Source organism: Asticcacaulis benevestitus DSM 16100 = ATCC BAA-896 (assembly GCF_000376105.1).
GTDB classification, from domain to species: Bacteria; Pseudomonadota; Alphaproteobacteria; order Caulobacterales; family Caulobacteraceae; genus Asticcacaulis; species Asticcacaulis benevestitus.
On sequence record NZ_AQWM01000011.1, the window covers coordinates 77115 to 98699 of the forward strand.

The following is a 21585-nucleotide window of genomic DNA, read 5'->3' on the forward strand; positions in this document are numbered from 1 at the left end:
TTTTTTCAGCGCGTCTGGCCTGAGCGCCCAGGAAACACCCGCCCCGCAAATGGCTGAACCTGAAGGCGCCGAGCCGGAACTTTCCGATCAGGATATGGCGGATCTCGCCATGGTCTGCACCGCAACCTACGATGTGGTGCTGGCGAATGGGCAGGGCGGCGCGCAGACCGAGGCCATCAAGGACGCGCGTGATCTGGCGCGGTCGATTTATCAGGAAATCTCACAGGCCACGGATGACGCGATCGACGCCGAAATCACCAAGGCCGACGCCACCCTTCAGGCCGAAGTTAAAAGCGGGGTTGTCGATCTGAAAGACTTTCAGGCGACGTGTGATTCCCTGTTGATGGAAGAAGAGGACGGCGTCGCTGCGCCGGTCGTTTCCTGAGATAAACTCACCCTTTACGGGAAAGACATGGGGTAGCGGGGGCTATCTGGTCTAAGCTACGCGTTGTATGTGTAGAAACAGGTGATGTGATGTTAGCAACCTATCAGGACATGGTGGCCTGGGGGCTTCTGGTGCTTCCGCTGATTGTTCTGGCGTGGGCGGCGGTGTGGTTCGTGCTGATCCAGGCCGAACGCAACCGTCATGAGCGCTACACACGTTTTCATGCCATCATGGAGCAACTGGCGAAATCGGATGGGCCTACGGCTGACAAGATGGCGGCCGCCTATGAACTGCGAAACTACCGTGAATACAAGGATGTCATCGCGCGTGTGTTTATCGACGGCAAGGTGAGAGGCGATACGGCCGAAGCCCTGTCACGTCAGTTGCGCGATACGGTTGACCATATCAGGCATTAGTTGTTGACGGTCGCCAGCACGATGTCTGAACGTTCCACCACCGGATAAGGGTTCATGGCCTCGGCATGTTCAGGAATGACCGGCAGGGCATCAACGTCCGGCAGATGCGATAACTGGCTGGCGACCGCGACGCCGCTGCCAATCGTGGCCATAACAAACGCGGCCAGACTGATCACCAAAGCATTAGGGCGACGAAACGAACCTGGCCTGGCTTCGGTTTCGGGCGTGTTCCAGTCAATAGAATAGGTGCTGGGATGGTCCGCTTCGCGCATGGTCTGGCTCCGCATCTGGGTGATTGGGTGACGTCAAAGCTAATCATGCCGGCATAAAAATTCAGTGCCGGTCACAAGCCCCAAAATCGGATCGACATCAGGCGCGGCGCTTACATGATCTTTTCAATATGTGCTGAGCAGCTTAGACAGGCGTCACGGCTTGCAGACCGCGAATAGTTGAATTTGTATCTGTTTTGGATCTGGCGCTTGTGTTCTGCGCGCATTTGGGCAGTATCGCCCAAAAGCAAACCAAGAACCGGAGCTGAGGATGAACCTCCCCACGATCCCACGTCCCAATGAAATCACTGTTCGTGGTGTCATTCTGGGCATCCTGATCACCCTGATCTTCACCGCCGCGCAGGTGTATCTCGGTCTCAAGGTCGGCCTGACCTTCGCCACGTCTATCCCGGCCGCCGTCATCTCGATGGCGCTGTTGCAGGCCTTCAAGACGGCGACGATCCAGGAAAACAACATCGTCCAGACCATTGCCTCGGCGGCCGGCACACTCGCCTCGGTCATCTTCGTCCTGCCGGGTCTGATCATGATCGGCTGGTGGACCAATGTTCCCTTCTTCACGACTTTCATGGCCTGCGCCATCGGCGGCGTGCTCGGCGTCATGTACACCGTGCCGTTGCGCCGTGCTCTGGTGACGCAATCGTCCCTGCCGTATCCGGAAGGCGTAGCGGCCGCTGAGGTTCTGCGCGTTGGCACCTCCTCACGCGAAGGCGGCGCCGAAGGCGCTGCCGGCCTGTGGTCGATCATCTGGGGCAGCCTGTTCTCGGCCTTTTACGCGGCTCTGGCCGGCGCCAAGCTGATGGCCGGCGAAGTCGCCAAGTATTTCAAGGTCGGCACCGGCGCGACCGGTCTCGGCGGTTCGGCCTCGCTGGCGCTTCTGGGCGCGGGTCACCTGATGGGTATCACCGTCGGCATCGCCATGCTGGTGGGCTTAGCCATCGCTTGGGGCATCTGCGTGCCGATCCTGACGCAACTGACCCCCATGCCCGATCTGTCGGCGGCCGATCACGCGGGCAAGGTATGGGGCACGCAGGTGCGTTTCCTCGGCGCTGGCGCTATCGGCGCCGCAGCCATCTGGACGCTCGGCAAGTTGATCGTTCCGGTGTGGAGCGGCTTGATGTCGGCTATGGAATCGGGCCGAGCGCGCAAGCTCGAAGGCGCGGTCATTCCCCGCACGGAGCAGGATCTGCCGGTCTGGATCATGGGTCTGGTGGTGCTGATTTCGCTGGTGCCGGCGGGTTGGCTTCTGGCCAATTTCGTCTCGGGCGGACCTCTGGCCGAAATCGCCCTGCCGCTGGTCATCAGCGGCGTGCTCTATATCATCGTGGCCGGTATGCTGGCCGCCGCCGTCTGCGGTTATATGGCCGGCCTGATCGGTTCCTCTAATTCGCCGGTTTCGGGTATCGCCATTTTGACTGTTTTGGGTTCAGCCCTGATCGTTGGCATGATCGGTTACGGCATGACGGGCCCCAATACGGCCACTGCGCTGGTGGCGTTCGCCCTGCTGGTGACCACGGTCGTGCTCGCCGTCGCCGTTATCGGCAACGACAATCTACAGGATCTCAAGACCGGCCAACTGGTCGACGCCACACCCTGGAAACAGCAGGTGGCGCTGATCATCGGTATCATCGCCGGCGCTATCGTGGTGCCGCCGGTGCTCGATCTGCTCAACAATTCCAACGGTTTCGCCGGCGACCCGAACTATCACGCTGTCACCAATGAACCGCTGGCGGCCCCGCAGGCGACTCTGATCTCGACCCTGGCGAAGGGCGTCATCAGCCACGATCTCGACTGGAAGCTACTCGGCATCGGCGCCGCCATCGGTCTTGGTCTGGTTGTGCTCGATATCGTCATCCGCAAGCTCAGCAAGGGCAAGCTCAGCCTGCCGCCACTGGGTGTCGGTCTGGCTATCTATCTGCCGAGTTCGGTGACCGCACCGGTGGTGATCGGGGCCTTCGCCGGCTGGATTTTCGAGCGCGCCGTCAAGGGCAAGACGGTCAACGGCAAGGACTTTGCCGAACCGGCCAAGCGGCTGGGTGTGCTGATCGCCTCGGGTTTCATTGTCGGGGAAAGCCTGTTCAATGTGGCGCTAGCCGGCATTATCGTCCTGACCGGACAGGCCGCACCGCTGGCCGGACCGTTTGCCGCCATCTGGCCGGATGAGAATGTCGGCATGGTCATCGCCATCGTGCTGGCCCTGGTCGGGGTCGCGGGACTTTACCGTTGGGCTGCCGCCCGCGCCAAAAAGGTCGTGGCGGAAAACTGATCCCGTCAGACCGTCCTGTGAAAAAGCCTCCCGGTTCATGCCGGGAGGCTTTTTTCATCCTGGTGCTTAGGGTGATGCGCACGAAAAATTGCGCAAATGATACTTTCCTGTTGGCGTAAAGATCGCTAAAACAGGGTTATGAGCAACACAGCGAACAGACCCGTCATCAACCCTATCCCGGCCGATGGCATCACCTATTTCCTGCATCCTCACCCGCGTTCGCCTTTTTCGGAAGCCGTTCAGGTCGGACAGGTGCTTTACCTGTCGGCGATGATCGGGCTCGACGAAAACGGCAAACTGGCCGAGGGCTTCGACAACGAAGTGAAGTGCATCATGTCGAATACGGCGGATATCCTGAAGCGCTATGGCCTTGGCCTTGAGCATATCTTCAAGGCGACCGTCATGCTGACCGACATCACCAAATGGGGCGATTTCAACCGCCTGTACAAGCCGTACTTCCATCCGGCGCAATTGCCGGTGCGGACGGCCTTCGGCGTGACCAACCTGGCCTATGACGCCACGGTCGAGATCGAGTTCTGGGCGCATGTGCCGACCGAATCAGCGAAGTAAGACAAGAAGCTCCCTCTGACAAAGAGGGAGTTTTTTTTACGCCAGCATCTTCTTGACGAAGTCGACATAGCCGTCCATCCAGCCCTGCAGGAACTTCTGCGTGCCTTCGTTGATGTCGCCGCTTTCGGTAAAGAAGCCGTCCTTGACCGTCAGATAGACCTCGGCGCCGGAATAGACGTTGACGCCCACAGCAGCCAGCACATCGCGCAGATGCGCCTGCATCACCGCCGTGCCGATGCCGCCCGGTGAAGCGCCGAAGAGGCCAGCGGGCTTCTGGCCCCAGGCGTTATGGCCATAAGGGCGCGAACCGACATCGATGGCGTTTTTCAGCACGCCCGGCAGGGAGCGATTATATTCCGGCGAGATGAAGAGCAGGGCATCCGCCGCAGCCACCTTGGCACGGAAGTCATCGACGACCGGCGAGGGATCGCTCTCGAAATCCTGATTGTAGAGTGGCAGACCGCCGATCTCGATAAAATTGAAGACGAAACCGGGCGCCTTGAGCTTGACCACGCCGTTCGCCAGCTTGCGGTTGATCGACTCTTTGCGCAGGCTGCCGACGATAACGGCGACCGAAATATCACTCATGAGGGACTCCTAATTTTAACGCTGTTTATGTGCTGGCCACAGGCGCCGGTCAAATAGCGTTTTCGTGCAGGCGCTGTTTGAGAAAGGCGAGCACGAGAATCTCTTCCGACGTCAGTTGCGCATAGTTGGCTTGCATCGAGGCGTCGATGTCGCGGCTGATCTGCGCGATCAGGCTGCCGTCCAGGTAGGCATCGATAATCTGCGGATGGATATAGCTCTTGCGGCAGACGGTCGGGGTGTTGCCGAGTTTTTTCGCGACATGCTCAATGGCTGCCACGACGTTTTTCTTGGCCTGGGCTTCGCTGTCGTAGTGGGCGTAGTCCTGCAAGGCCATGGCGGCCAGAACCGTGCCGGTCCAGGTACGGAAATCCTTGGCGGTGAAGGGTTCGCCGGTCACGGCCTGCAAATAGGCGTTGACATCGCCGGAGGTGACATCGCGCACAGTGCCGTTGTCATCGACATATTTAAACAGTTCCTGGCCTTCGATATCGGCGCAGGCCTTGACGACCCTGGCGATGCGACGATCGGCCAGTTTCAGGTTCCATTCCTTGCCGGACTTGCCGCGAAAGCGGAACCGGATCGTGTGGCCTTCGACGTCGACATGCTTGTGGTGTAGGGTGGTGAGGCCGTAGGACTTGTTGGTCTTGGCGTATTCATCATTGCCGACACGGATCAGGGTCTTTTCCAGCAGGGTGACGACTGTGGCCAGCACCTTGTCGCGCGTCAGGCCGCGCTGGCTCATATGTTCGTGGGTGATCTCGCGCAGCTTGGGCAGAAACTCGCCAAAAGCCAGGATGTGGCTGAATTTCGAGGCCTCGCGCAAGGCGCGCCAGTCGCCGTGATAGCGGTATTGCTTGCGACGGCGCGCATCCAGACCAGTGGCCTGCATATGGCCATTGGCATGCGGGCAGATCCAGACATTCTTGTAAGCCGGCGGAATGGCCAGCTTGCGGATACGGGTGATGACCGCCTCGTCGCGGATGTGCTCACCCTTGGTGTCGAAGAACAGGACGTGCTTTCCATGTTTGCGACGCGTGAAACCCGGCGTCTGATCGCTGACATAGCGCAAACCTTGCGCTTTGGCCTGCGCGGCGCCATCGAGGACGGGCGGGGTTTCCAGATTGAGCAGGGCGGCGGTTTTCATAGCCTTAAGGCTGAAACAGGCGCACTGGGAAAACGATAGGGAAGAAGGGTTCCGTTTGTAGGCGGGACATAAAGACGCTAAACTTCAGATCAGACCAGAGGAACGGGGGGAGGGCAACCATGAGTCTGAGAGCGATAAAGGTCTATTTTGCCGCAGCGATCGTGATGGTAACGGTCGGCGCGCCGGTCGCCGGTCATGGCCTGGCTTTGAAGCCCTCGGCGGCCGCGACGGTTTCAAACCCTCTTAAGGCTTTTCCGAATACGACTGTAAGGTATTACAACGTCACGGGTACCGATGTCCGCTCCATTCGCGCCTATATGAATGCGCACGGAGCGAAAGACCCAAATGACGGTGGCGTTTTTGACGCCATGACGCGCTGGCATATCTCCTGGCGCTGGCCTGTCATCAACGGCGTCTGTCAGACGTCACAGGTCCGGATGAGATTTTCGGCCGATGTGCTGTTGCCGCGACTGACCACAATTGACGCCCTGACACCAGAGGTCCGGAACGACTGGAATCGCTACATGTCGGCGTTGATCACCCATGAGACCGGCCATATCCGACACGCTTACGAACACATGGATGAGGTTGCGGCGGCGATCAGACCCGCTGGATGCGCCGATGCCAACAGGGTGGGACAAGCGGCTGTTAAGCGTCTGAATCAATATGATATAGAGTATGATCGTGAGACACGTCATGGCGAAACCCAGGGCGCGATATTCCCGTTGCGTTGAAGGCAGGTGCATAGGCGGCTGATATAAATACCGGTTCATCTGACGGCCTGGCCATGTTAAACCTAGGCTCCGGGGCGCTTTCAACGAGAGACACAATCATGACGGATAAGCCAGATATGCCTGCCTCGGATAGCTTCAAGCCCGAGGTCCTGCAACTGTTCGACAAGTATGTGCACGGCCTTATGGACCGTCGCGCTTTCCTCACCCAATGTGCGCAATATACTGCCGGTGCCGCCGGTGCGGTGGCCACCCTGGCGGCGCTGACGCCCAATTTTGCCCGGGCCCAGCAGGTCAAACCCGATGATGCGCGCCTGAAAACGGAATGGGTCGAGATCGCGTCACCCAGTGGCTACGGCAAGATCAAGGCCTATGTCGTGCGGCCTTTGAAGTCTGAAGGCAAGCTTCCGGTAGTGCTGGTGGTGCATGAAAACCGCGGCCTGAATCCGCATATCGAGGATATAGCCCGTCGTCTGACCCTCGATAACTTCATCGCCATCGCGCCGGATGCCCTGACCACGCTCGGCGGTTATCCCGGTGACGAAGACAAGGCGCGGGCGCTCTTTGGCCAACTGGATCAGGCGAAGACGCGCGAAGATTTCGTGGCGGCTGCGCATTACGCGGAGACGGTCGCGGGCGGCAATGGCGCTCTGGGCGTTGTCGGCTTCTGTTATGGTGGTGGCATCGCCAACCTTCTGGCGACCAAGCTGCCGAGGCTTAAGGCCGCCGTGCCGTTCTATGGCTCGCCNCCACCGCTCGATCAGGTGGCGAATATCAAGGCTGACCTGCTGATCCATATGGGCGGCAACGACCAGCGCATCAACGAGGCCTGGCCGGCTTATGAGGCAGCGCTTAAAGCCGCCAATATCCATTACGAGGCCTTTGTCTACGCCGGCGCCGAGCACGGCTTCAACAACGACACCACGCCGCGCTTCAATCCTGATGCGGCCAAACTGGCGTGGTCGCGCACGCGGGCCCTGTTTAACCGCACTTTACGCAGTTAGGTTTACCCGAAATTTATGGACGCGGCGTGTCTTCACGCTGCGTTCCTTACCCTCCCGCGCCTAAGCTTTAAGGCTGCAATCGGGAGCGCATCTATGGCCTTACGTCCTTACTGGAGCGGCACCATCCGGCTGTCGCTGGTATCCTTGCCGGTGAATATGTACGCGGCGCTGAATCGCTCCAAAACCATCGCCTTTCACGAAATCTATCGTCCGACCGGCGAGCGCGTCCATCATGAACTGGTGGCCGGTGAGAAGACGATCGAGCGCGACGAGGTGATCAAGGGGTATGAATACGAGAAGGGCGAATATGTCCTGATCGAGCCGGACGAACTGAAAGATCTCAAAATTCCCTCCAGCAAGACGCTCGATATCGTCGAGTTCGTCAATACCGACGAGATCGACGACGTCTATATGGAAAGCCCGTATTTCATCGCGCCCGATGGCAAGGGCAATGACGCCACCTTCGCCGTGATCCGCGATGCCCTGCGCGATTCAAAGAAGGTGGGGGTAGGGCAACTGGCGATAGGGGGGCGTGAACGCTTATGCGCCATCAAGCCGTGCGGCAGCGGGCTTCTGCTGCAAACCCTGCGTTACGAAGACGAGATCCGCGAGACCGATCCCTATTTCGAGGGCATCCGCGACAAGAAGCCCGACAGCGAGGAACTCGATCTCGCCAAGGAGCTGATCAAGCGCAAGACGGTCAAGTTCGACGCCGGCAAGTTCCATGACCATTACCGCGAGGCCTTGCAGGAGATTATCGACGCGCGCGTTGAGCACCGTGAGCCGCGCCAGGTGGAAGAAGAGCGCCCGACCGCCAAGGTCGTCAATCTGATGGACGCCTTGCGTCAGTCGCTGCGTGAAAAGGGGGGCAGTGATGCGCCCGCCAGGGCGAAGACGCCGGCGCCGAAACGCACCCGCAAGGCGACACCGCCGAAATCGACCGAGAAGACCAGGGCGACGACACGAAAAGCGAGCTAAGCTATGGCGGATAATCTGGATAAGTATCGCCAGAAGCGCGATTTCAAGCTGACCGCCGAACCCGAAGGTGTTTTGAAAAAGACGACGGGCAACCGCTACCTGATCCAGAAGCACGACGCCACGCGCGTGCATTATGATTTTCGGCTGGAACTGGACGGCACACTGAAATCCTGGGCGGTGACCAGGGGGCCAAGTCTCGATCCGGCTGATAAGCGTTTGGCGGTTGAGGTTGAGGACCATCCGGTTTCATATGGCACATTTGAAGGCACCATCCCGAAAGGCCAGTATGGCGGCGGCACGGTCATGCTGTGGGACGAAGGCACATGGGAGTTTATTGGGGAACCCATCGGCGACCCGCACGAAGCTCTGAAAAAAGGCGACCTGAAGTTTCGCCTCAGCGGCAAGCGTCTGCAAGGCGAATGGGTGCTGGTGCGGATGAAGCCGCGACCTCAGGATAAGGGCCGCAACAACTGGTTGCTGATCAAGCACCACGATGAGCATATGGTCGAAGGCGACCATGATCAGTTTTTAAGCGATAACATCACCAGTGTCGTTTCCGACCGGACCATGGATGAAATCGCGGCCGCGGGCGGCAAGGTGTGGAATTCATCGCCCAAAAAGGCAGCGCCCGCAAAGGACGCGATGACATTTATCGCGCCCGAACTGGCTACCCTCGCGGATGCGATTCCGACCGGTACAAACTGGCTGCACGAGGTCAAGTTTGATGGCTACCGCACCCTCGCCATGATCGAAGGCGATGATGTGAGAATGATGACGCGCACCGGTCTCGACTGGACGCACAAGTTCCGCCACACGGCCGAAGGGCTTAAAAATCTCGGCGTTACTTCGGCCATCCTTGATGGCGAGATCGTGGCGATCAACGAGGCCGGACGCTCGAGTTTCAAGGGTTTGCAGGATGCCTTGTTGGCGGGGCATAGCGCCGACCTGCAGTATTATGTCTTCGATCTGCTCCACCTCGATGGCGAGGACCTGCGCAAATTGCCCCTGACTGAGCGCAAGGCGCGTCTGGAAGCCTTGCTGAAAGGCAAAGACCTCAGCGAGCGCATCATCTACAGCGATCATTTTCTCGAAGCCGACAAGGGTTTCTTGAATAAAATCTGCGATCTGGAGATGGAAGGCATCATCTGCAAGCGCGCTGATTCCACCTATGTCAGTGGGCGCGGCAAGTCGTGGCTAAAGGTAAAATGTCACAAGCGGCAGGAGTTTGTCATCGGCGGCTTTTCCGAACCTGCCCACGCCGAACGTGGCATAGGCGCGCTGTTGCTCGGCTATTATGAAGAAGAAAAGTTCGTCTTCGCCGGTAAGTGCGGCACCGGCTTCGACCGCGAATCATCGGTGGCTATTCGGAAAAAGCTCGACGCGCTGGAGCAGGACAAGCCGGCCTATGACGACAAAGTGCCGGCCAATGCACGGCGTGGCACCCACTGGGTCAAGCCGGAGGTCGTCTGCGAGGTCGAGTTCACCGAATGGACGACGGACGGACGCTTGCGCCACCCGTCGTTTCAGGGCTTGCGCGAAGACAAGCCGGCCAGCGAGATTGGCAGCGACCGCGAACTGCATGTGACGAAAAAGGTTTTGGAACCGGAGTCGCCCGCCATGACCGAAGAACCAAAGCCGGCCCGAAAAAGTACCGCCAAAAGCAAAGATGGAGAAGTCGCCGGTATCCGTATCTCGCATCCGGAGCGCGTGATTTTTCCGGGCCTGGATGTCACCAAGCTGCAATTGGCGCACTATTATGACAGTGTGGCCGACCTGATCCTGCCCTATGTCAGGGAGCGTCCGTTGTCGATGCTGCGCTGTCCCGAAGGCATAGGCGACGCCTGCTTCTTCCAGCGTCACATCGGTCATGGCGAGATGAAGCACATCTACGACACGGGCATTGCGGTCAAAGGGCGCGACGAAGACTATATGATGATCAAAGACCGCGAAGGCCTGATCACCCTGGTGCAGTGGGGCGTCATTGAGTTGCATCCCTGGGGCTGCAAGGCCGACAAGCCCGACCTGCCGGACAAGATGATCTTCGATCTCGACCCCGATCCGGAAACACCCTGGAAGCAGGTGATCGACGGCGTGCACGAGGTAAAGGCGCGCATGGACGAGCTTGGTCTGAAAAACTTTCTGAAAACCACCGGGGGCAAGGGGTTGCATATCGTTGTGCCGCTGACGCGCAAGTATAGCTGGAACACCGTCAAGGCCTTCACGCGTGCCATCGCCCAATCGATGGCGCATGACATGCCGGACAAATATATCGCCGTGGCCACCAAGGCCGCGCGCAAGGGCAAGATCTTCGTCGACTATCTGCGCAACGACCTGACAGCGACGGCTGTGGCGCCCTTCTCGGTGCGCGCGCGTGAAGGCGCCGGGGTGGCGACACCGCTAGTCTGGGACGAATTGAACGTAAAACTCCAGCCTTCGGATTATACGATCAGCACGATTGCCAAACGTCTGGCGCAGTTGAAAAGCGACCCGTGGGCCGATTTCGCAACGACAAAGCAGACGATTCCGGATGAGGTTTTAAAGGCGCTGAAGATCGAAGTAGATATTTAACGCGCTTTACGGCCGATAACCTGCGATAACCATGTTTACGCCATTTTGGCGAACAAGGAGACGACGATGGCCAAGGGACAAAAGAAGAGCACTAAGGAAGTCCGCAAGCCCAAGAAGGCCGCCGTCAAGGTCGAGACCGTGCCGGCAAGCTATGGCCGCAGCCAGCAAGCGACCCTGGACAATATCAAGAAGTCTTGATGTCGGACGGCAAATGCTGGTAACAGCGGCGCTTAACATGCGCACCTGTATGCTGGAGACCTGCCTTGACCGTTCACGACGCCCTCGAAAAAATCTATGAGTCCCTGGCCAACGACAATGTCGAACTCGACGCGGCCATCAAGGATCTGAAGACGGCCCTGACCGAAGAAGGTTTGAAAGAGGCCGTGGTCGAGCCTGCGCGTCTGGCGCAGAACAACCGTCAGGGACGCAAGCTGATGCAGTCCTACTTCAAGAAAAAGGGCGTCACCGTCACCTTTGCTGGCTGATGATGTCGAAAAGGCAACACGCCGCCATTCAGGTGACGCGATTGTGCGGAATATGTGAGCGGCCCTTTACCGAATATACGCTTTCGTCATCTAAACCTCTGATTCCGCCCCTTGATTCAGGCGTGTCTTTCGGCAAAAGTAGGTCAATCCCGCATTTGGCGAATCCGACGCGCGTCACGGATAAGCTCAGGGGCGCCAAGCATAACCGGAATTGACGGCGAGGTAGCTAATGAAGATCGTTTCCCATACCCTGGTGGCGCTTTCCACCGCCATGATGTCGCTGGCCACGCGGGCCCATGCGCAGGCGATGAATCCGCAAGGGTCTTCGCCGATCTCAAACGCGCTCGACTGGATTCAGGGTACCCTGATGGGCAAGGTGGCGACGACTGTCGCCGTTATCGCTGTCGCGGCCGTTGGCTTCATGATGCTGACCGGCCGTATGAACTGGCGCTTTGGCGCTACGGTTATCGTTGGCTGCTTTATCCTGTTTGGCGCGGCGACTATTGTCGGCGGCATCCAGGCCGTTGCGAATTAATGTCTGATCTGATCAAATCGCCGGTCTTCAAGGCGCTGACCCAGCCCCAGATGTTCGCCGGCGTGACCTACAGCTATTTCATCATCAACGCCGTGGTGACGACCGAGGTCTTCCTGATCACGCGCTCCTTCTGGGCATTTGGCGTGGCGCTTGTCGTCCATGCCATCGGTTATCTGGCCTGTCTGCGGGAGCCGCGCGTTTTCGATCTGTGGATGACCAAGGTGCAGCGCTGCACCCGTATTCGTAATTGGCGCCACTGGCGCTGCAATTCGTATCTTCCGTAAAGCCAGAGAACATAACAAACGATGGCCGCCGGTCCAAAAACTTTGAAGGGTTTCGCAAGCTGGTTCGCCACGGAAAAGCGTGTCGGCGACCGTCTGCCCTATGACCGACTGCTCGATGACCGCACGATCGTGATGCGTGACGGCTCGCTGATGCAGTCCATCTATCTCGAAGGGTTCGCCTTCGAGACGGCCGATACCGAAGAGGTCAACCACCGTCAGATCATCCGCGCCGCCGCCCTGCGCGCCATTGGTTCGTCGCGCTTCGTGCTCTATCACCACATTATCCGCCGTCGCGTCAGTGTGGGGCTGAACTCGACCTTCGATGATCCGGTGTGCAACCTGATCCAGCAGCGCTGGCAGAACAAGCTGTCGTCGCGCCAGTTGTTCGTCAATGACCTGTTCATCACCGTGGTCCGTCGCAACCCCAAGGGCAAGGTCGGTTTCGCCGAAAGCTTGGCCGATATGTTCGGTCGCGGGATGGGCGAAAACAGCCAGGCGGCGGGTCTGGCGCGCGATCACAAGGAGCTGCAGGGCGCGACCGAAGCCTTATTGGCGGCCTTGCAGGCCTATGGTCCACGCATTTTGAGCGGTTACGAAACCGCCAATGGCCGTTGTTCGGAGCCGCTTGAACTTCTGTCGGCCATCTATAACGGCGAGATGCGTCCTGTTTTGCGTCCGGCCACCGATCTTGGCCAATATATCCCCTATCGCCGCGTCAGCTTCGGGCTGGAAGCGATGGAGCAGTCGAGCCTTGGCAACGGCAAAGACTTCGCCGCAATTATGTCGCTGAAGGACTATCCGCCGCACGCCACGCCGGGCATGTGCGATGCCATCCTGCGTCTGCCGTTCGAGATGGTGCTGACCGAGAGCTTTGGCTTCGTCGATCGTCAGATCGGGCTGGAACGCATCAACCTGGCTCTGCGACGCATGCGTGCCGCCGACGAAGAGGCGATGAGCCTGCGTCAAGGGCTGATGTCGGCCAAGGATGACCTCTCGATCGGCGCCATGGGGCTGGGCGAACATCATATGAGCCTGCTGGTGCGCGCCAAGTCGATGGCGCAACTCGATCCGGCGGTGGCGCAATCTCTTGCCGCCCTGGCGGATCTCGGCGCCGTGGCGGTGCGCGAGGATGTCAATCTGGAACCGGCCTTCTGGGCGCAGTTCCCCGGCAATGAGGGCTATATCGCCCGCAAGGCGCTGATCAGCACAGGCGCCTATTCTTCCTTCGCCAGCCTGCACGGGTTTCCGATCGGCCAGCCGGAGGGCAACCACTGGGGGCAGGCGGTCTGCATCTTCGAGACGTCGTCCGGTACGCCCTATTATTTCAATTTCCACAAGGCCGATCTTGGCAATTTCACCGTCATCGGGCCATCGGGCTCCGGCAAGACGGTGGTGCTCAACTTCCTGGCGGCGCAATCGCAGAAGTTCAAGCCACGCACCGTGCTGTTCGACAAGGACCGCGGCGCCGAAATCTTCATCCGCAGCATCGGCGGCCACTACGCCACCTTGCGACCCGGCGAGCCGACCGGTTTCAATCCGCTGCAACTGCCGGATAATGCCGGCAATCGCGCTTTTTTACGCTCGCTTATCGCACAACTGATCGTGCGTCCGGATCTGCCGCTCAATTCGGAAGAAGAGGCGATCATCTCTGAAGCGGTCGACGCCAATTTCGATCAGGAACCGCGATATCGCCGCCTGCGCTTCTTCCGAGAATTGCTCGGCGGTGTGCGCCGGCCGACACACGGCGATCTAGCCGCCCGTTTCAATCCATGGGTCGGTGAGGGCGAACACGCCTGGTTGTTCGATAATGCTGAGGACGAACTGGACATGGAGACCCGCACGCTTGGGTTCGACATGACCTTGCTGCTCAATGAGCCGACCCTGCGCACACCCTGCATGATGTATCTGTTCCAGCGCGTCGAGGAACGTCTGGACGGCACGCCGGCCCTTATCATCATCGACGAGGGCTGGAAGGCGCTCGATGACGAGGTGTTCGCCGCCGCCATCCGTAACTGGATGAAGACGCTGCGCAAGCGCAACGCCATCCTTGGCTTTGGCACGCAAAGCGCGCGCGATGCGCTCGACAGCCGCATTTCGTCGGCGATCATCGAACAGGCGGCGACGCAAATCTTCATGCCCAATCCGCGTGCCCAGGAAGAGGACTATTGCGTCGGTTTCGGCCTTACCCTGCATGAACTCGATCTGATCCGCGCCTTGCCGGCCTCGTCACGCGCCTTCCTGATCAAGCACGGCAATCATTCGGTGGTGGCGCGCCTTGATTTGGGGGCGATGCCCGATATCCTAACCGTGCTTTCCGGGCGTGAATCGAGCGTGCGTCAGCTTGATGAACTGCGTGCCCAGTATGGCGATGCGCCGGCTGACTGGTGGCCGCATCTGCTTGGCCAGCCCTATCCCGGCAGCGTCCCAAGCCAGACCGGGAGGCTGTAATGGCCGGTTATTGCCCCGCCATCAATCTGGTCGGTGAGACCTCGGTTTCGGGGTCACTTCAGGCCATGGACTGCCAGATCAATGCGGCGGTCCAGACCGGCTATGACCGTCTGTTTGGTGCGGGTGGCGCCTTTGGCTCGGCACTTTTCGTGCTGCTCAGTATATATGTCGCTTTGATCGGCATCGGCTTTATGACCGGCCGCACGCGCCTGACCCTGACCATGATGAGCCCGCGCATCATGACCATGGTGCTGGTGCTGACCTTCGTGTCGTTCTGGCCGGCCTATCACGCCGTCTTCTACGGGCTGATGATGAATGGCCCTGACGAGGTGGCGGCGGCGCTTCTGGGGCAAAAAGGCAGCGCGGTGATGAATTTCGCCCAGTCTCTGGACGGCCTGTTCGTGCGTTTCGCCGATATCGCCCGACGTCTTGATCCTGCCTATACCGCCAATGCCGGTAATGTGGTGACCACAACGGCGCAGCCTGTGCTGGTGCTGCCGCAATCCATGCCGGTGACCCTGTTCTGGCTATCGGGCCTGTTCCTGTTGGTTTCGACGCTCGGGGTGCTGATCCTGACGCGGCTGGTGCTGTATCTACTGCTGATTCTGGGGCCGATCTTCATCGTCTTCGCGCTGTTTCCGCAGACGCGAGGCCTCTTCAATGGCTGGCTGCGCACCACGGTGGTGTTCGCCCTCTCGCCGATGCTGGTCGTGCTGGGCGGTACAGCGGCGCTGATGCTGCTTGTGCCGCTGATTGAGAATATCAGTAATGACCCCTTGGGCGCGGTCAGGGCGATACAGCCCATGGTCATTCTGTTCATGGGCTCGCTGATCTATTGCGGATTCCTCTTCACGCTGATCTGGGTCGCAGCCTCGCTGGTGCGCGACTGGCAGGCGGCCTTACGCGAAAAACCGGCGACCGATATCCCGGGGGGGCAGGTGCCTATGATGTCGCAAGGCAGTCAGTCCGCCATATGGCAAACTGGTGGCGGGCAGGGCGCGCGCGGGGACGCATCCTATGACCGCACCGAGCCGATGATTTCCGCCATCACCCGCAGCGCCGATGTGGCGGCCGGTGCCGCCACCGGCACGGTCGGCCGCACCGAGACGCTCGGGCTTTACGATCAACTGGGGCGTCAGGGCAGCGCCGACCGCTTCAGCCGCGTTCAGGGGCTGGGCCAGCGTTTCCGCAATGCGCCGACCATGCCTAATATGCAGCCATCCGGCGCCGCACCTGTAACGCCTAATGTACCCCCAAATGTCCCTAAGGGACCGACCTCATGACTAAGACCCGCATTTCATTGGCTGTCAGCCTGTTGCTTGCCCTGCCGCAGTTAAGCTTTGCGCAAGGCTACGAGGCCGATTCCCGCCTGCAGACGATTGACTATGATCCGGCGGCAGTGGTGCGTCTGGAAGGCTGCGTCAATTTCCAGACCATGATCAGTTTTGCCTCGGATGAGCATGTCGAGAACGTCGGCGTCGGCGATTCTGCCGGCTGGCAGGTGATGCCGAACAAGCGCGGCAATCTCCTGTTCGTGAAGGCGACGGCTGGCAGCGGACATACCAATATGACGGTGGTAAGCGACAAGCGCAGCTATAATTTCGAGCTGCGCACGGCCAGTGCGTCTGACTGTACCCGTGGCCGCATATCCTATGAACTACGTTTTCGTTATCCGCCGGCGCCAGCCAAGCCGGAAGCCAATGCGCCATCGGGACCTGTCGACCCGAACGCCTTCCTGCCGGTGCCGGAAAAGCGTAACGCCGCCTATACCTATTCGGGCGACGTAACGCTGGTGCCGATCCGGGTGTTTGATGACGGCACCTCGACCTATATGAAATGGGCCGCCGGCGTCAGTGTTCCGGCTGTTTATGCGCTCAATCCGGATAATACCGAAAGCCTCGTCAACTATGCCTCGCGCGGGGATTATTTCGTCATCGAACAGGTGGCGCGCGGCTTCGTGTTGCGCCGTGGCGATCTCAAAACCGTGCTTTATAACGATACCTATGTGGTGCAGGGGCTGGACACGCTGTCGCCCAAGCCCCGTTCCAAGAGCCAAGGGAGCATAAAGTGATACCCGACGCCAAAGATCCGACCCTGAGTCGTCGTTTGCCGCAAGGCAACGATCCGCGCCTCAAGATCGACGCCGATGAACTCGACGCCGCCAATACGCAGGCCCTGCCACAGGTCGCGCGTTCATCCGCCATGGGCGACAGCGCCGTTTTGATGCTCGGTATCCTAGGGGCTATGGGACTGGGCGCCATCACCTGGTTCAGTATCGGCCAGCAGCCGCAGCGGCCTGCGCCACAGCCGACCCAACAAATTGCACCGCCACAGTCGCAGCCATCGACTCTGCCGCCGGTCGATCCCTCGCTGAACCCGGTCGAACAACCGCCGCAATCCTTCCTGATGCCGCAGCCGGTACAGCCCTTGCAGCAACCTGTGGCAGCGCCCGCGCCGGACAACAGTGTGCGATCGCCGGCCCTGATCATCGACAACAGCAATCCGGCCGGACAGCAGGCGGCGCAGGCTCAGGCTGTTCTGGCGGCCAAGCCGGCGGGCAATGCCAATGACCAATTCCTGGCGGCGCAGACCTCGGATGTGTCGCAGCGCGCCTGGAAAATCGGCGATCCGTCGAAGGTCGTGCCGCAGGGCGCCGTCATCCCGGCCGTGCTGGAAACCGCGATCAATTCCGACCTGCCGGGCTACACCCGCGCCATTGTTTCGCGCGATATCCGCAGCTTCGACGGCACGGCGATCCTCATTCCGCGCGGTTCGCGTCTTATCGGGCAATACAAGAGTGGGCTGACCAGCGGCGAGACCCGCGCCTTCATCATCTGGAACCGCCTCATCCGACCTGACGGCCTGTCGGTGCAACTGGCCTCGCCGGGGACCGATGATCTTGGTCAGGCGGGCATGACCGGCAAGGTCGATACCCACTTCGCCAAGCGCTTCGGCTCGGCGATGCTGCTGTCCGTGGTCAATGGCGTGTCCGGCGCCCTGAGCGGCAAGAGTTCCTCGACCATTGTCATCGGGACCTCGAAAGATGCCTCCGGCGTTATGGGGGAGGCGCTGTCCAACGACATCAAGATCCCGCCGACGATCAAGGTGCCGCAAGGCGCGCCGATCCAGGTCTTCGCCGCGCGCGACCTCGATTTCAATCAGTAGGGATAGCATGGCCGCTCCAGACAATAGCGTTGTGGCTCTGGATGGGGTGTATTTACGCACCTATCTGCGTCCGTTCCTGCCGTTTCTGGAACGCGATGAGATCACCGAAATCCTCGTCAACCAGCCGGGCGAGATATGGATTGAGGTCTCCGGACAGGCACACATGCAGCGCATCGAACTGCCGGAGGTCGATGACGTCCTGCTCAGCCGTCTGGCGGCGCAAATCGCTCGTATGGCGCACCAGGGCATCAACCGCGAAAATCCGCTGCTGGCGGCGAGCCTGCCGAGCGGCGAGCGCGTGCAACTGGTTGGACCGCCGGCGGCGAAGCACTGGGCGCTGGCCATACGCCGTCACCGCATGGTTGACTTATCGCTCGAAGCCTATGACCGCGGCCCCATTCCGGATATCGGTGGCCAGGTTCAGCGCGATGACCTAGCCTATGCCCGCAAGAACCCGGTCGCCTTCCTGAAAGAGGCCGTGCTGGCGCGCAAGACGATCCTGATCTCTGGTGGCACGTCATCCGGCAAGACCACCTTCCTTAACGCCATGCTCAAGACGATTCCGCCGCATGAACGCATTATCCTGGTCGAGGATACGCCGGAAATCGCCGACAACCACGCCAATGCCCTGCGTCTGGTGGCGGTGAAAGGCGAGATGGGCGAGGCGCGCGTCACCATCAACGACCTGCTGCAGGCCAGTCTGCGCCTGCGCCCTGACCGTATCATCGTCGGCGAAATTCGCGGCGAGGAGGCGGTTACCTTCCTGCGCGCCATCAATACCGGCCACCCGGGTTCATTCACTACGGTGCATGCCAATACGCCGAAGGGCGCGCTGGAGCAGATCGCCCTGATGGTGATGCAATCGGGCACACAACTGACGCGGCTGGAAACCCTGAGCTACGCCTCGTCGCTGATCGACGTGGTGGTGCAGTTGTCGCGATTCGGCGGTGAGCGGATGATCTCGGATATCGACCTGCCGCCGAAGAGTTAAGGCCTCGCCTTTCGAAATTGCGGTTGCTGGAAAGCTTCCTAACACCCCATAAACCGACCTGAACATTGGTCGTAATCTCAGCGTATCGCTGTGGCCTTAGTAACAATGGCTATACCGCCGAGCATTGATCTCGGCGTGGCGATCTAGGTCTAGAGAGACTTGGCCACAACAGCCGGCGTCGGTAACGGCGCCGGCTTTTTCCTGGAGGGCTGGCAGACGATCAGCGTCACCGGAATATTGCGCCATTCACACTGCTTGCGCGTGAGGTAGTGGTGATAGGTCAAAGGCGCGTAGAAGAGATAGCTGCCGGCGATGGCCACGCTGATCGCACAGAGAATTATGAAGCGATGCTTCTCGATCAGCGGGATCTGTCGTGCGGCGATCTTGAAGCTGAGCGCCACCAGGAAGAAGCTCAGCGAGAGCCCGATGAAGTAGTGATAAATGTACATGACCCGGTGGATGCCGAGATAGATGTGGAAGGTCCAGAAGATCATGTACATGGCGAGCAGGGCTTCGAGGCGATCGTAATCCTGCGAAACCTGCGCGGCTTCCTTGTCGAAACGGCGGCGCAAAACCAGCACGCAGGCACCGACGATGCCGACAATACCTAAGCCCCAGTCCACCGGATTGCCGACCATATGGGTGTAGGCGGTGCGCTTGCCGTCGAAGTCCCAGCGGTAGCTGATCGCCTTGGCCATGAAGGGCCAAAGTGCCGGCTGCGAGCCGTTGGGTTCGGTCTTCACCTCGCCGGTGAAGTCGTACTTCATGTATTTGTAATAGCCGGCGGTAGCATCCCAGACCACGGCGGGTGACAGACCGCGTTTATCGGCCAGGTAATCCTTGTAGGTCTGGCCCATGGCGCGCAGGTCGCGTTGGCCGGCCTTGGTGGTCGAATCGGGCAGATTGGGATTGAAGACGACATGCAGGGTGAAGACGGTGACGACCACGGCCACGAAGGCCCCGGCGATAGCGGCGCCATTACCAATCTGGCGCAGCCAGTTGTGGCGCGAACGGTCGATCCAGACAGCTCGGATCAGGCTTAAGGCGCCAAGCGCCAGCATGACCAGCGAATTGACCTTGACCATGAACGACAGTCCGCACAGCAGACCGAATAGGCCGTACATCAGTAGCGGCCGTTTCGGTTCCTTGCCGAAGGTATGCAGCCATACCAGAATCGAGCCGAGGGTGAAGGTGAACTGGTAGGAATCGAGATGGGCGGCGCGGAAATGGACGATGTAGGCGTTCTCAAAGACGAACAGCAGCGAGAAGACAAAGGCCTCGAACGGTTCACCATTGAGCCGCAGAATCATGAGGTAAAAGAGCAGGGCGCTTAGAACGGCAAACAGCGCCGAAGGCATCCGGACCGGTGTGAAGTTGTAAGCCTTGGGCACGACGCGCGAATCGATCTTCTTCAGATCGCCGAGCGCATGGGTGTTGACGTCCGTATTGACGCCCAACATATAGCCGACCTTGACGCCGGCATCCATGAACATGAAACCAAGCGGCGGATGCGAGGCGTATTGCGCCTTGCCTTCTTCGTAGCGCTGGGTCGAGGTCAGATAATAGGATTCGTCCCAGAAGGCGCGATTGGGATTATTGATATCGCGGGCGAAGTTGAACACCGCCAGAATGACGATCAGTACGCCGAGCACCCAGCGCAGGGTCTTGTCATCGGCATTCCACAGGGCATGGGCGAAGCGGGCGATTTTCTGGCGCAAGGTGGGGGCGGCGGCAGGCACATTCGCGTCGGTCGTCATGAGGGCTCGCAAGGGTCGCATAAGGATCGGGTCTGCTCTTATGCCCTATTCGGCACGGCCTGCCTATAGATTTGACACGGAAGCCATGGCTTTGATGCGCGAAGCTGGCTGCGTTGAGTGAGACACCTTTGGCGTGCAACTTTTTCAGTTTATTAAGCCCTCGCGCGACATCGTGGTGGTGTCGCGAGGCTTCTTCGACGCGTCTGCACGCTCCGCATGATTCAACTTCTCAGGCGGTAACCGGTCTTGAATATCCAGGTGATGGCGGCCACACAGGCCAGCATGAAGAGCGCGGTCATGCCGAAGCTGACCATCGCGTTGACATCGGCCTTGCCATAAAAAGCCCAGCGGAAACCATTGACCAGATAGACGATGGGGTTGAACAGGGTGACGGTCTGCCAGAATTCCGGAAGCATCTTGATCGAATAAAAGGTGCCGCCGAGGAAGGTGAGGGGCGTGATAATCAGCAGAGGCACGATCTGGAGCTTTTCAAAGCCATCGGCCCAGACGCCAAGGATAAAGCCGAATAGCGAAAACGTCAGGGCGATCATGACGAGGAACAGCGCCGCCCAGACGGGGTGGACGATCTCATAGGGCACGAACAGGCGCGCCGTGAGCAGGATGATTGAGCCCAGGATGACCGATTTCGTCGCCGCCGCCCCGACATAGCCCAGCAGTACTTCGGCGACAGAAACCGGCGCTGACAGCAACTCGTAGATCGTGCCGGTAAAGCGCGGCAGATAGATGCCGAAAGAGCCATTAGAGGTGCTTTCGGTCAGGATGCTGAGAAGGGTCAGGCCGGGAATGATGAAGGCGCCGTAGGAGACACCGTCGATCGTGGTCATCTGGCTGCCGATGGCCGAACCGAAGACGATGAAATAGAGCGAGGTCGAGATGACCGGCGCGGCGATACTCTGGAACAGGGTGCGCCAGGTACGGTGCAACTCGAACATATAGATGGCGCGTACGGCGTGGAGGTTCAG

Annotated in this window: 22 protein-coding genes; 17 read left to right on the top strand and 5 right to left on the bottom strand. The window is 59.6% G+C overall.

What is annotated here, in order from left to right; translation table 11 throughout:
• Positions 1 to 49 precede the first annotated feature (49 nt).
• Together B060_RS0112875 and B060_RS0112880 are read left to right on the top strand one after the other, a co-directional pair.
• Positions 50 to 385, top strand: coding sequence for a hypothetical protein (locus tag B060_RS0112875; RefSeq protein ID WP_157405639.1), 336 nt, complete (start codon positions 50 to 52; stop codon positions 383 to 385).
• An 89-nt stretch (positions 386 to 474) separates the two neighbouring features.
• The gene (locus B060_RS0112880; protein ID WP_026172808.1) at positions 475 to 801 is read left to right on the top strand and encodes a hypothetical protein; all 327 of its coding nucleotides are present in this window, start codon (positions 475 to 477) and stop codon (positions 799 to 801) included.
• Here B060_RS0112880 and B060_RS0112885 read toward each other — a convergent pair.
• Positions 798 to 1073 (bottom strand): hypothetical protein, encoded by a 276-nt coding sequence (locus B060_RS0112885; protein WP_018082205.1) that lies wholly within the window; start codon positions 1071 to 1073, stop codon positions 798 to 800. The genes B060_RS0112880 and B060_RS0112885 overlap by 4 nt on opposite strands.
• Before the next feature lie 268 nt (positions 1074 to 1341).
• On the opposite strand from B060_RS0112885, the gene B060_RS0112890 reads away from it, so the two are divergent.
• Both B060_RS0112890 and B060_RS0112895 read left to right on the top strand, forming a co-directional pair.
• Positions 1342 to 3354 carry an OPT family oligopeptide transporter gene (locus B060_RS0112890; RefSeq protein ID WP_018082206.1) on the top strand — a complete coding sequence of 671 codons (2013 nt, stop codon included), beginning with the start codon at positions 1342 to 1344 and terminating at the stop codon, positions 3352 to 3354.
• 138 nt (positions 3355 to 3492) lie between these two features.
• Entirely contained in the window at positions 3493 to 3924 is a 432-nt protein-coding gene (locus B060_RS0112895) for a RidA family protein (protein WP_018082207.1), read from the top strand.
• 36 nt (positions 3925 to 3960) lie between these two features.
• Here the strand turns inward: B060_RS0112895 and B060_RS0112900 are convergent, their stop codons facing one another.
• Both B060_RS0112900 and B060_RS0112905 read right to left on the bottom strand, forming a co-directional pair.
• A complete protein-coding gene (locus B060_RS0112900) occupies positions 3961 to 4512 on the bottom strand; it encodes an NADPH-dependent FMN reductase (RefSeq protein WP_018082208.1) in 552 nt (183 codons plus the stop codon).
• 49 nt (positions 4513 to 4561) lie between these two features.
• Positions 4562 to 5656, bottom strand: a complete 1095-nt coding sequence (locus tag B060_RS0112905; protein ID WP_018082209.1) for a DNA topoisomerase IB — start codon at positions 5654 to 5656, stop codon at positions 4562 to 4564.
• A 119-nt stretch (positions 5657 to 5775) separates the two neighbouring features.
• On the opposite strand from B060_RS0112905, the gene B060_RS0112915 reads away from it, so the two are divergent.
• The 13 genes from B060_RS0112915 to virB11 all read left to right on the top strand — a co-directional run bounded on the left by B060_RS0112915 (position 5776) and on the right by virB11 (position 18845).
• A complete protein-coding gene (locus tag B060_RS0112915; protein ID WP_018082211.1) occupies positions 5776 to 6390 on the top strand; it encodes a DUF922 domain-containing protein in 615 nt (204 codons plus the stop codon).
• 116 nt (positions 6391 to 6506) lie between these two features.
• A complete protein-coding gene (locus B060_RS0112920; protein WP_425303993.1) occupies positions 6507 to 7391 on the top strand; it encodes a dienelactone hydrolase family protein in 885 nt (294 codons plus the stop codon).
• Positions 7392 to 7484: 93 nt separating this feature from the next.
• Entirely contained in the window at positions 7485 to 8369 is an 885-nt protein-coding gene (gene ku, locus B060_RS0112925) for a non-homologous end joining protein Ku (protein WP_018082213.1), read from the top strand.
• Positions 8370 to 8372: 3 nt separating this feature from the next.
• Complete coding sequence (gene ligD / locus B060_RS0112930) at positions 8373 to 10937, top strand: DNA ligase D (protein ID WP_018082214.1); 2565 nt, start codon at positions 8373 to 8375, stop codon at positions 10935 to 10937.
• A gap of 66 nt (positions 10938 to 11003) precedes the next feature.
• Positions 11004 to 11135, top strand: coding sequence for a hypothetical protein (locus B060_RS28240; protein ID WP_018082215.1), 132 nt, complete (start codon positions 11004 to 11006; stop codon positions 11133 to 11135).
• A gap of 65 nt (positions 11136 to 11200) precedes the next feature.
• Positions 11201 to 11422 (top strand): hypothetical protein, encoded by a 222-nt coding sequence (locus tag B060_RS0112940; protein ID WP_018082216.1) that lies wholly within the window; start codon positions 11201 to 11203, stop codon positions 11420 to 11422.
• 229 nt (positions 11423 to 11651) lie between these two features.
• Positions 11652 to 11957 carry a TrbC/VirB2 family type IV secretion system protein gene (locus B060_RS0112945; RefSeq protein WP_018082217.1) on the top strand — a complete coding sequence of 102 codons (306 nt, stop codon included), beginning with the start codon at positions 11652 to 11654 and terminating at the stop codon, positions 11955 to 11957.
• Positions 11957 to 12241 (top strand): VirB3 family type IV secretion system protein, encoded by a 285-nt coding sequence (locus B060_RS0112950; RefSeq protein WP_018082218.1) that lies wholly within the window; start codon positions 11957 to 11959, stop codon positions 12239 to 12241. The genes B060_RS0112945 and B060_RS0112950 overlap by 1 nt, the downstream gene beginning before the upstream one ends.
• A 21-nt stretch (positions 12242 to 12262) precedes the next feature.
• The gene (locus tag B060_RS0112955) at positions 12263 to 14689 is read left to right on the top strand and encodes a VirB4 family type IV secretion/conjugal transfer ATPase (protein WP_018082219.1); all 2427 of its coding nucleotides are present in this window, start codon (positions 12263 to 12265) and stop codon (positions 14687 to 14689) included.
• The gene (locus tag B060_RS0112960; protein ID WP_018082220.1) at positions 14689 to 15972 is read left to right on the top strand and encodes a TrbL/VirB6 family protein; all 1284 of its coding nucleotides are present in this window, start codon (positions 14689 to 14691) and stop codon (positions 15970 to 15972) included. Before B060_RS0112955 ends, B060_RS0112960 begins: the two co-directional genes overlap by 1 nt.
• Positions 15969 to 16760 (top strand): TrbG/VirB9 family P-type conjugative transfer protein, encoded by a 792-nt coding sequence (locus B060_RS0112965; RefSeq protein WP_018082221.1) that lies wholly within the window; start codon positions 15969 to 15971, stop codon positions 16758 to 16760. The genes B060_RS0112960 and B060_RS0112965 overlap by 4 nt, the downstream gene beginning before the upstream one ends.
• On the top strand, positions 16757 to 17854 hold the full coding sequence (virB10, locus tag B060_RS0112970) for a type IV secretion system protein VirB10 (protein WP_018082222.1): 1098 nt from the start codon (positions 16757 to 16759) through the stop codon (positions 17852 to 17854). Before B060_RS0112965 ends, virB10 begins: the two co-directional genes overlap by 4 nt.
• A 7-nt stretch (positions 17855 to 17861) precedes the next feature.
• Positions 17862 to 18845: a P-type DNA transfer ATPase VirB11 gene (gene virB11, locus B060_RS0112975; protein ID WP_018082223.1), complete on the top strand. Its 984-nt coding sequence runs from the start codon at positions 17862 to 17864 to the stop codon at positions 18843 to 18845.
• Between the two features lie 149 nt (positions 18846 to 18994).
• Here virB11 and B060_RS0112980 read toward each other — a convergent pair whose 3' ends face one another.
• Positions 18995 to 20602, bottom strand: a complete 1608-nt coding sequence (locus B060_RS0112980) for a phospholipid carrier-dependent glycosyltransferase (protein WP_023447246.1) — start codon at positions 20600 to 20602, stop codon at positions 18995 to 18997.
• Between the two features lie 221 nt (positions 20603 to 20823).
• Positions 20824 to 21585 (bottom strand): ABC transporter permease, encoded by a 762-nt coding sequence (locus B060_RS0112985; RefSeq protein WP_026172812.1) that lies wholly within the window; start codon positions 21583 to 21585, stop codon positions 20824 to 20826.